We start from the raw sequence: 11305 nt of genomic DNA on the forward strand, positions 1-11305 counted from the left end.
GAAAGAGATGACGTAAACTACAAATACGTAGGAATATGGGAATATCAGGGGAAGGATATCAATGCGGAAGTGTTGCATAAAGAAGACCTGATCTATGAAAATATTGAAGTAAAAACGAGAAGTTACAAATAATAATCTCCAATCTTTAAATATATAATTATGAGTGCTAAAAAAGGCTTACATCTTACGCTGAAAATTTGGAGACAGAAAAATAATAAATCTAAAGGTCAGTTTGAGACTTATAAAATATCGGATGTGTCAACAGATTCCTCATTTCTGGAAATGCTGGACATCCTTAATGAAAACCTGATCAACGAAGGAAAAGAACCGATCGCTTTCGATCACGACTGCCGTGAAGGAATCTGCGGAATGTGTTCCCTTTATATTAACGGAAGGGCACACGGCCCGGATACGGGGATTACAACCTGCCAGCTTCACATGAGGATGTTCAAAGACGGTGAAACCATCGTTATCGAACCATGGAGAAGTGCTGCATTCCCTGTAATCAAGGATCTGATCGTTGACAGAAGCGCATTTGACAGGGTAATGGCTGCCGGAGGCTTTATCTCGGTGAATACTTCAGGGAATACCCTGGATGCCAACGCCATTCCTGTGCCTAAAGAAGATGCCGACAAAGCGATGGATGCAGCAGCATGCATCAGCTGCGGAGCCTGTGTAGCATCCTGTAAAAACGGATCCGCTATGCTGTTCGTAGGAGCCAAGGTATCCCAGTTTGCTTTATTGCCGCAAGGCAGGGTAGAAGCGAAGAGAAGGGTATTGAACATGGTGAAAGCCATGGATGACGAAGGCTTCGGAAACTGTTCCAATACCGGAGCGTGTGAGGTAGAATGTCCGAAAGGAATTTCCCTTGAAAACATCGCCCGTATGAACCGGGAATACATCGTGGCATTCGCTGACAGAGGATAAAATTAAAGGAATATATCTGAAAAAATCGTCTCCGCACAGGAAGGCGATTTTTTTAGTTAAATCTTTCTTAAAACCTATATTAATTTGTATTAAGTTTATTGAAAAACTTATTTTTGCGTAATTATAAAATTCGAAATGAAAAAATATCTTTTATTGTTTATCATTGCAGTTTTTGCCATGTCCTGCTCTAAAAAAGTTGAAGTAAAAGGAAAAATCACAGGAGGTTCTCCGCTGGAAAGAATAGAGTTTATTGAAGCTTCCGGAGTGGCCACTTTACCGCTGATCAACATCGGAGTAAACAAAGACGGAACCTTTGCCGGAAGCTTTGAAGCCCCGAGAAGCGGAATGTATGTGGTTTCCTATGGAGGAAAACAAAATTTAATTTATCTGAAAGGCGGTCAGAAACTGGATATTTCAGGAAATGCACTGACTTTCCCTACGGAATATGTGATTACCGGTGATGCTAAAAAGAATAACGATTTCTTTACTGCTACTCAAAAATACCTGTCTACCTATGCTCAGAAAGTCAACATGAATGAGCTGCTGGCAAAGGATGAAAATACTTTCCTGAAAGGCATGGAGAAAGTTCAGGCCGACATCACCAAAAATATCGAGGAAAATGAAAAGAAATTCGGTCCTGACAGTGAAATGGTAGCCTGGAAGAAAAATGATCTTGCCAGTACTTTGCTTACCATCATGAATCAGTATGAGATGAGCCATAAGCAAATGGGTAACCCGTCTTTTAAAGTAACAAAAGCATTTACCGATTTTACCAATAAGCTTGAAGAGAACAAAGAGGTGATGGTAAAAGAAAACCCATACTACAGACAATACCTTTTGGGGAAAATGAGTGCCGACTTCCAGAAATATGCGCAGGCCAACAGCGCCGGAAAAACGGATATCACCACTTCAGAACTGTTTGCAGAATACCTGAAGAAAAATCAGAAAGACCTTTCCCAGACAGCCAAAGATTACCTGTTGGCTTATGTAATGGCCCAGTCTGATATTCATCCGGGGTCGCCTGCAAAAACTGTTGAGAAAATCAAGAAAATCATTGATACCGATATTAAAGACAATACAGTAAAAGAAGATCTGAAAAAAATCCAATTTGCCATCAACGGATTTAAAATCGGTGAACAGGCTCCTGAAGTTTCAGTGGTAAAAGCAGATGGAAAATCCTATGCCTTTTCCGAGAACAAAGGGAAACCGTATATGCTGGCATTCTATGCATCATGGAATCCTTATATCGGGGAAGCTACCGTTCCTGTGCTTAAGGAAATCGTAAACTTTTACAAATCCAAAATGAACTTTGTTTTTGTAAATGTAGATGATACCAAAGACCAGTTTGTGAAAACCAGCAGCTCTTTGCTGAAAGGGATTGCCGGAACCAATGTATATGCTGACGGAGGACTGAATTCTGACATCGCCAAAAAATACGGAATCTACGGATTCAAGTTGCCTTGTTTCATTATTGTAGACAAGGACGGCAAAATCGCCAGCAAGCCGTTCTTTAATCTTGGAGATCCTGAACTGGTAACCGTGCTGGATAAGCAGACAGGACTTTCTGCACCGAAAGTGAATCCTAACGTTCAGCTGCAGCAGGGAGCAGGAATGGATCCTGCCGTAGTAGCCGCCCAGCAACAGGCTGCTGCAGCAGCACAACAGCAGGCAAACCCGCAGCCGGCCCAGACAAAATAATTTAAAATCAATACAGATAGAAACCTTATCCCCGGATAAGGTTTTTTTATTTGTACTTTTGCAGACTGAAGCGGAAACGTTTCAAGTAGGAAAAATAGAAATCAGAATGAGTAAGAGAAAGAATAAAAATCTAGTTCTTGAAAACATAAGGCTGGTCACTGCCGGCGCTAAAGGCATTGCTATCGGCCGCACGGATGAAGGAAAAACCGTAATGGTTTCAGGAGCCATCCCGGGAGATCTTGTTAATGTAAGGGTGAAAAAGGCAAAGTCCAAATACTATGAGGGTGAAGCAGTAGACCTGCTGGAGAAGTCGCCGGACAGGGTAGACCCGAAATGCATTCACTTCGGGGTATGCGGAGGGTGCAAGTGGCAGAATATGAGCTACGAAAAACAGCTTCACTTCAAGCAGGAAGAAGTTTACAACAATATCAAAAGAATCGGAGGAATCGAGAACTTCGAAACCTTGCCGATCCTGGGTTCTGCAGAACAGTATTTCTACAGGAATAAAATGGAATTTTCCTTTTCCAATTCGCGTTGGCTTACCCAGTATGAAATCAGCTCCGAAGAAAACTTCGGGAGCCGTGATGCCCTGGGTTTTCATATCCCGGGAATGTGGAGCAAAATCCTTGATCTTAAAGAATGCTTCCTGCAGGAAGAGCCATCCAATACCATCAGGCTTGCCGTAAAAGAATATGCTGTACAAAACGGCCTGGACTTTTTTGATGTAAGGAACCATGACGGATTCCTGAGAACCCTTATGATGAGACAGAATTCCAGAGGAGAATGGATGGTGCTGTTCCAGCTGTACCATGAAGAAAAGGAAAACCGTGAGAAGCTGTTTGAATTCCTGATTGAAACTTTCCCGCAGATTAAGACATTGGTGTATGCAATCAATCCGAAACCGAACGATTCCATTTATGATCTTGATATCAATACCTATTACGGGGAAGGCTTCCTGATGGAGGAAATGGATGGCCTTCAGTTCAAAATCGGGCCCAAATCATTCTTCCAGACCAACTATAAGCAGGCACTGGAACTTTACCGTAAGACCCTTGAGTTTGCTGATCTGAAAGGAGATGAAGTCGTTTATGATTTATATACCGGAACGGGAACCATCGCCCAGTACGTTGCCCGAAAAGCAAAGCAGGTAATCGGGATTGAATCGGTACAGGAAGCGATTGATGCTGCGGTAGAACATGCTGCGCTGAACGGCCTTAACAATACGACCTTCTATTGTGGAGACATGAAGGATATCTTCAATGAGGAATTCCTGGCAACCCATCCGAAAGCAGATGTCCTGATCACAGACCCGCCAAGAGACGGGATGCATCAGAAAGTAGTGGAGCAGATTCTGCAGCTGGCACCTGAAAAAATAGTCTATGTAAGCTGTAATTCCGCAACACAGGCCAGGGACCTGGCTTTGATGAAAGACGACTATACCTTAGTGAAAATACTGCCGGTAGATATGTTCCCGCAAACCCACCATGTGGAAAACATTGCTTTGCTGATCAAGAAATAATTGGGTTATATTTGAATACAATCACACGGTATGGCAAACTATTTTAAATTTCTGATGATAACGGGCTTACTGAGCCTGCTGTTTTCCTGTGGCGGAGACGACGATATCTGTGAAAGCGGAGAAGGAACCCCGCGAATGAAAGTATCATTCCTGAACTTCGAAAGCGGAAAGGAAAGGACCCTCGATTCACTGTACGTAGCGGTGGATTACGGATCCGGAAAGGTGCAGCTGGGAGGTCAGGCGAAAATTACTTCCAGGATTATTCCTTTGCGGGTAGACGATGCTCCGTATACGGACATTTATTTCAGGGTCACGAATAAAGGAAAAGAATCTAAGGTAAGAGTGAATTATACCACCCGGTCCATTTATGTTTCACCGGGATGCGGCATCAAAAAAACATATGAAAGCCTGAATGCGGTGCTGGATCCTGCCACAGTGATCCCGGTAAGAAGTATAGAAAACGGACAAAATTTTATAGAAAATGAAGAAAAAACAAATCTTTTCCTTCTTTTTTAGCCTTGTTGCAATGCTGGCTGTTGCCCAGAGCCGGGAAGATGCCAAAGAGCCAAAAAAGGAAAAATGGAAGTATGAGCCTAATTTCATGGTAGGTGTCGACGTTCTGAATACGGGCGTTTCCTTTTTTTCAGACCGCAAACTGTACCAGGGTTTCATATCTTCCAGGATTAAAAATAACATCCACGGTATTGTAGAAGCCGGATTCGAATCCAATGTATACCGGAAGAACGGTTACGACGCAAAAGCCAGCGGGCCTTTCCTGAAACTGGGAGCGTTCTATATGCTGGCCAAAGATCCTGAAAATGAGTTCAACGGTTTCTACGGCGGCGGTAAATTTGCCGGTTCATTCTATACCCAGGAATACCAGTCCGTTCCGGTACGGGGATTCGGCGGAAGCAGTTCCTCCGTATCATTTCCGTCATCTACTCAATCTTCATACTGGATCGAGGGTACGATAGGAGGGCGGGTGCAGCTTTTTGAATCTGATTTTTTTATCGATGTCAACCTCCAGCCACGGTATCTGCTTTTTACTACCAAACAGGATGAAATCCAGCCTATGATCGTACCGGGATTCGGAAGAAGCTCCGGAAAATTCGGAATGGGATTTGCGTGGAGCATTGCCTATAAGTTTTAAAATCAGTCTTTTTTTAAAAGATCATACAGTCCCTTCAGTTCTGCCGGAGGGACTTTTTCATCAAAAGAAGCAGATGTATAGATTTTCCCTTCACTGAAAATGATGATCTCCGATGATAGGGCACGATCTGAAAATCTCCCTTCAGAAGTGGATTGATACCGTTGAATTTTGGCTAGATCTAAAGTGTTTACCTCACCGAGGATATCCTGCCAGTCTGAAGCAGGTAATATGGATTTGCTAATCATACCATTTAAGGAAGTAATTTTACTTCCGGGACTGAAAGTAAAGATTCTGTTGGTACCGCGTGTTTGTTCCGTAAGTTGTATCTTGTCAATTTTTCCGGTTTTTGCAGATGTTGTTGAATGTTTTGTATTATTTGCCGGTTGATGTTGAGGACTGCAATGATAAAAAAGAAATACGGATATTATAAATATAAATGTGCATATTTTCATCGGATACTTATTTATTTAAATTTACGGAATTTATATGATCTGAAGATAATACCTGATGGATAAACTTATATATTTGCAAATAAATAAGTTTTAAGAAATGATAAAATCTACTCCTTCAAAATCCCTTCTTTTATTTCCTTTATTATGTGCAGGAATATTTAGCGCACAGATCAAAGGTGGTAAGGGTACAACAATCGAAAAATCACCTCAGGAGCTGGTTGCATCGCATGGATTCGAAAGATGTGGTACAACAGAATATGAGGATTTTTTAAGAAGATCATTTCCGGGAAGAATGACGGTGAATCAGTTTGAGGCATGGTTAAAGCCTTTGGTTGAAAAAGCCAAAGCCAATAAATCCCAGAATGGAAATATTGTTACCATTCCTGTGGTAGTACACGTTATTCACGGAGGTCAGGCTTACGGTTCAGCTCCGAATATCGTAGACGAACAGGTAATTTCCCAGATTACGGTAATGAATAACGATTTCCGCAGACTGGCAGGAACTCCCGGGTTCAATTCCAATGCTGTAGGGGCTGATACCCAGATCCAGTTTGCACTGGCAAAGGTAGATCCTAAAGGTAACCCAACGAATGGCATTGACCGTGTAAAAATGTGTCAGTCCACTTTCAAAAGAGATGCTATTGAAGCTTTTGTAAAGCCTGAGACCATCTGGGATCCTACCCAGTACATGAATATGTGGAGTGTAGCCTTCGCAGCACCTAATACTAATCTTTTGGGGTATGCCCAATTTCCGGACGGTTCCAATCTGCAAGGATTGAATGCAGTGGGAGGCGATGCTTTTACAGACGGTGTTGTTGCTAATTTTTCTACTTTCGGAAGCAGTGATTATAATACAAACAATAACTTTCTTCTTAATGCACCTTATGATAAAGGAAGAACAATGACCCATGAGGTAGGGCATTTCTTAGGATTGAGACATATATGGGGAGATGCTGCATGTGGTACGGATTATTGTGCTGATACACCTACTGCCCACACTTCTAATTATAATTGTCCTACAGTAGCAAGTTGCGATAATCCTGCTGTGAATGAAATGGTAGAAAATTATATGGATTATACCAATGATACCTGTATGAATATCTTTACTGTTGATCAGAAGGCAAGAATTACGGCAGTAATGAATAATTCTCCGAGAAGAGCTTCTCTGAAAAGCTCTACAAAAGATGTGGCTATCCCATTATTTGCAAACGATGCAGAAATCCAGATGGAAAGGGCATGCGGAACACCAAGCTGTACTTCACCCCAGGCTTTACAGGTAACCCTTTTCAACAGAGGGACCAGTTCTCTTACATCGGCTACGGTTAATTATTCTATTAACGGAAATACGCAGTCTTTTAACTGGACAGGAAACCTGGCTCAGGATAAATCTCAGCTAATCAACCTTCCTGTTGCAGCTAATGCTGTTGCAGGACCTGCTACAGTAAGTATTGCTTCAGTAAATGGAGGAGCAGATCAGAGAAGTTCAAATAATTCTGTTTCAGGAACATATGTAGGAGCGCCTGCTAATGTAGAGACTAGTGTGGTTTTTAATCTTCAGTTGGATTATTATGGTTCCGAGATCGCATGGACCCTGAAAAACAGTGCCGGAACTACCGTATACAGCAGCCCTGCCGGAGGATATACAGATGCAGCTCCCAATATGCCTGCTCTGATCACTCAAAACTGGACTCTAAACCCTAACGAATGTTATACATTCAATATAACGGATTCATACGGCGACGGCTTCTATCTGTATGGTGGATATTATAACATTAAAACAACATCAGGAACTACGCTTATTTCAGGATCAAACTTCCCTACTACCCAAAGCAGACTTATGAAGGCTCAGGTTCTTGCTACCGGAGAAACTCCTAAGAAAGAGACATTTGGATTGTATCCAAATCCCGCAAATGAAGTGCTGAACATTACAAAAGTATCTGCTAAAGCTACTTTTGAAATCCATAATGCAGTGGGACAATTGGTGAAAGCCGGATCTATTGATCATAACCAAGTGCATGTTGCTGAACTGGTAAAGGGTACCTATATCATCACAGTGAAAGACAATGCAGTTTCTGAAAGCATTAAGTTTATCAAGAAATAAAATAAGGTCACTGATACAATCAGGCTCCGGATGACAAACATCCGGAGCTTTTTATTGTTATCAATATTTCTCAACCCTGTAAGCAGTCCGCTAATCACTGGGTACAGCTAAAAATGAGACGATTGATAACACAGCTGTAAAAAAAATCCGCCGAAAAAACGTACTGTGAATTATGTATGAAATACTTTATATTCATTTTTAAAATGGGATAAATATGAGATATGTCTTATTATATATTAAGATTCATGGACGGGAAAAAATAAAAGAATTTATAAACTCAGAGTCCTGTAGATACATAATACTGAAAAAAAATAATGTTATTTTTGATGATATGATGCATAAAATAGCTACATTTGGCAGAAATTATAATTTAATTAATTTATGAAAAGATTACTTACTACCTTGATGTTTGCTTTCGTAGCAGGTACGGCGTTCGGACAATGGACGCAGGTTTCTTCCCAGGAAGTGAATAATGGAAAGAGGAGTACAGGGCTTAGCACAGCGCGATCTAACGTAAAAAGCAACGGGTACTACAAATTAGACCTCAATTTGCTAAGATCACAATTAAGCACTGCTCAGGAGATGGGACCGAATGCTGTTCCCGTAGTAATTTCTCTTCCTACAATAAATGGGAAGATTGAACAATTTAAAGTGTACAGTTTTCCGGTTGTTGTAAAAGAGCTGGCAGATAAGTACCAGCTAGGATCTTATGTAGGAACCAGTGTAGATGATCCTACAAAATATGTACGTTTTAGCCTTGCACCAAATGATTTCCAGTCAATGGTGATCAGTGAAGGCAAATATGAATTTATTGAGCCATTGTTGACGGACAGAACGGTATATGCTGTTCATCCCAAGACAAAAAAGAACGAGAGCGGATTCCTGTGCTCTACCGATGAAGCGCCGGCTGCTAAAAAGCAGATAGCCGGATTACTGGAAAAAGGGAAATCTTTCTCCAACCAGCCTGGCGATTTCTCCAAAAATTCGGATAAGAAATACAGGACCATGAGACTGGCCATGTCTGTAACGGGTGAGTATACCCAATACTTCATGTCACTTGCCGGTGTACCTGCTACTGCTACTGACGATCAGAAGAGGGCTCCTGCGCTTGCCGCCATCAATGCTACCTTAACAAGAGTAAATGGGGTTTTTGAAAAGGATTTCGCCTTGCACCTGAATCTGCAGAACTTCCCGAGCGTTATCTATATTAATCCTGGCAGCGATCCGTATTCCAGTGCAAATACAGGTGCAGCCGGTGCATGGAATCAGGAGTTACAGACTGCCTTAACCAATAATGTAGGCAATGCTAACTATGATATTGGTCACCTGTTCGGAAGATCGGGCGGCGGAGGAAATGCCGGGTGTATCGGTTGTGTATGTGTAAACCCTACCACATCAGTACCTAAAGGAAAAGGCTCAGGATTCACTTCCCCTGCCAATGCCATCCCTCAGGGAGACACTTTTGACATCGATTATGTAGCCCACGAAATGGGTCACCAGCTGGGTGGAAACCATACCTTCTCCATGAACCTTGAGGGAAGCGGTGTGAATATGGAACCGGGATCAGGATCAACGATCATGGGATATGCCGGCATTACAGGGGCTAATACGGATGTACAGGCCAATTCAGACCCGTATTTCCATATTGCAAGTATCGATCAGATTCAGGATAACCTGATTTCCAAGACTTGTGATGTAGAAACCACCATTACCAACAACCCGCCGGTAATTTCAGATTTGCCTACTTATAACATTCCAAAGGGAACGGCTTTCGTTCTTACGGCTACCGCTACCGATCCGGAAAATAATCCTATGACGTATACATGGGAAGAAGTGGATGATGCAACTGTGACAACGGATAAGTTCAACTTAGGAAATACCATATCCGGACCTTCGTTCAGATCTCTTTCACCAAGTACAAGTCCAACGCGGTATTTTCCAAACTTCACTTCCGTAATGAACGGAGTGCTGAACAATGCTAATAATACCTGGGAGGCAGTATCGACCAGGGCAAGAACTACCAACTTTGCGGTAACGGTAAGAGATAACAACCCGAATGTTCTTCAGCAGCAGACCAGCTTTAAAGTGCAGACTATCGTAGTTGGGGATAACGGCCCTTTCAGACTGGCCAATCAGTATGCTGATGTGAATACGCCGACTCCGATCCAGTGGATTGTAGCCAATACCAATGCTGCTCCTTATAATGTAGTCAACGTAAAAATCGACTATACGACCAACAACGGAACTTCATGGACAATATTGGCGGACTCAACGCCTAACGACGGAAGTCAGAACTTTACTTTCCCAAGTTCTCTGAATGGTCAGACCATAAAAGTAAGAATTTCTGCAGTAGGAAATGTCTTTTATGCAGTAGGACCTGTTACCATCGGAGCTCTTGCACCTTGCAGCAATGCTGCCCCTACCAATGTAGTGGTAAGCAATATTACTTCATCTACAGCAAGCGTATCCTGGATGTCTTATACCAATGCAACTTACCAGGTACGTTACAGAAAAACAGGAGCTGCTTCATGGATGACAATTGATACTACCGTACCTTCTGTAAACCTTACGAATTTACAGGATAATGTAACTTACGAAGTACAGGTTACCATGGTATGCGGAACAACCATCGGTACTTATTCTGCATCCGTAAATTTCAGTACGCCTGCTCTGGTATATTGTACAGCAAGTACAGGCGCTGCTAATTATGAATATATTGCGAACGTAACGCTTGCCAACGTAAATAACTCTTCACTGAATACGACGTACAGCAATTATACGACAAATACGGCGCTGCAAATCAACATGACAAAAGGAACGTCTTATCCTATGTCTGTTACCGTAGGTAATCCAGACGTAGCGGATTATGATGCTGTAGCAGCCTTTATCGACTTCAATAAAGATGGCGTGTTCTCCGATTCTGAACAGGTACTGAACTATCCTGTAACATTGACGCCTCCAAACACTGTGATTTCAGGTAACGTTACCATTCCTGCAAGTGCAGTGGAAGGTCAGCCCCTGAGAATGAGAGTGGTGGCATTCTATGTGGGAGCAGGAACAAACAATGGAAATGTTGGAGCATCATTAAATTCTGATTATGCATGTGGAGATATTTTCGATTACGGGGAAGTAGAAGACTATAACGTCGTTATTGCCGGAAATCCATTGTCAACAAGCGATGTAGCCGGTCCTAAAAACGGAATCCAGATCTATCCGAACCCGGTATCCGATATCCTGAATGTGACTAAAGTTTCTGACAAGGCTACTTATAAAATCTATAGTGCAGCCGGTCAGCTGATCAGGCAAGGTGCCATCAGTAACGGACAAATCAATGTTTCCGAACTGATCAAAGGTGCCTACGTCATTACCATTGAAGAGAAAGGAAAAGAAGCATTCAATTCCAAATTTATCAAGAAATAAGAAAGAACATCACTTCTTATATACAAGATCCTCAGGCT

Annotated in this window: 8 protein-coding genes; 7 read left to right on the plus strand and 1 reads right to left on the minus strand. The window is 42.1% G+C overall.

Annotated features, from left to right (window positions below; all coding sequences use genetic code 11):
* Window positions 1-159 precede the first annotated feature (159 nt).
* From QZ735_RS15340 to QZ735_RS15360, 5 genes are all read left to right on the plus strand, one after another.
* Window positions 160-927, plus strand: a complete 768-nt coding sequence (locus QZ735_RS15340) for a succinate dehydrogenase/fumarate reductase iron-sulfur subunit (RefSeq protein WP_294250099.1) — start codon at window positions 160-162, stop codon at window positions 925-927.
* A gap of 135 nt (window positions 928-1062) precedes the next feature.
* The gene (locus QZ735_RS15345) at window positions 1063-2625 is read left to right on the plus strand and encodes a TlpA disulfide reductase family protein (RefSeq protein ID WP_294250102.1); all 1563 of its coding nucleotides are present in this window, start codon (window positions 1063-1065) and stop codon (window positions 2623-2625) included.
* A 106-nt stretch (window positions 2626-2731) separates the two neighbouring features.
* Complete coding sequence (gene rlmD / locus QZ735_RS15350) at window positions 2732-4144, plus strand: 23S rRNA (uracil(1939)-C(5))-methyltransferase RlmD (protein WP_294250104.1); 1413 nt, start codon at window positions 2732-2734, stop codon at window positions 4142-4144.
* A 30-nt stretch (window positions 4145-4174) separates the two neighbouring features.
* Window positions 4175-4660 (plus strand): hypothetical protein, encoded by a 486-nt coding sequence (locus QZ735_RS15355; RefSeq protein ID WP_294250106.1) that lies wholly within the window; start codon window positions 4175-4177, stop codon window positions 4658-4660.
* Complete coding sequence (locus QZ735_RS15360; protein WP_294250109.1) at window positions 4626-5294, plus strand: DUF6048 family protein; 669 nt, start codon at window positions 4626-4628, stop codon at window positions 5292-5294. The genes QZ735_RS15355 and QZ735_RS15360 overlap by 35 nt, the downstream gene beginning before the upstream one ends.
* Before the next feature lie 2 nt (window positions 5295-5296).
* On the opposite strand, the gene QZ735_RS15365 is transcribed toward QZ735_RS15360, so the two are convergent.
* Entirely contained in the window at window positions 5297-5539 is a 243-nt protein-coding gene (locus tag QZ735_RS15365; RefSeq protein WP_294250111.1) for a hypothetical protein, read from the minus strand.
* A gap of 304 nt (window positions 5540-5843) precedes the next feature.
* Between QZ735_RS15365 and QZ735_RS15370 the strand changes: the two genes are divergently transcribed.
* Window positions 5844-7847: a M43 family zinc metalloprotease gene (locus QZ735_RS15370; RefSeq protein WP_294250114.1), complete on the plus strand. Its 2004-nt coding sequence runs from the start codon at window positions 5844-5846 to the stop codon at window positions 7845-7847.
* 381 nt (window positions 7848-8228) lie between these two features.
* Window positions 8229-11267 carry a reprolysin-like metallopeptidase gene (locus tag QZ735_RS15375; protein ID WP_294250117.1) on the plus strand — a complete coding sequence of 1013 codons (3039 nt, stop codon included), beginning with the start codon at window positions 8229-8231 and terminating at the stop codon, window positions 11265-11267.
* Window positions 11268-11305: the final 38 nt, after the last annotated feature.

This window comes from uncultured Chryseobacterium sp. (genome assembly GCF_913776365.1).
In the GTDB taxonomy this organism is placed as follows: Bacteria; Bacteroidota; Bacteroidia; order Flavobacteriales; family Weeksellaceae; genus Chryseobacterium.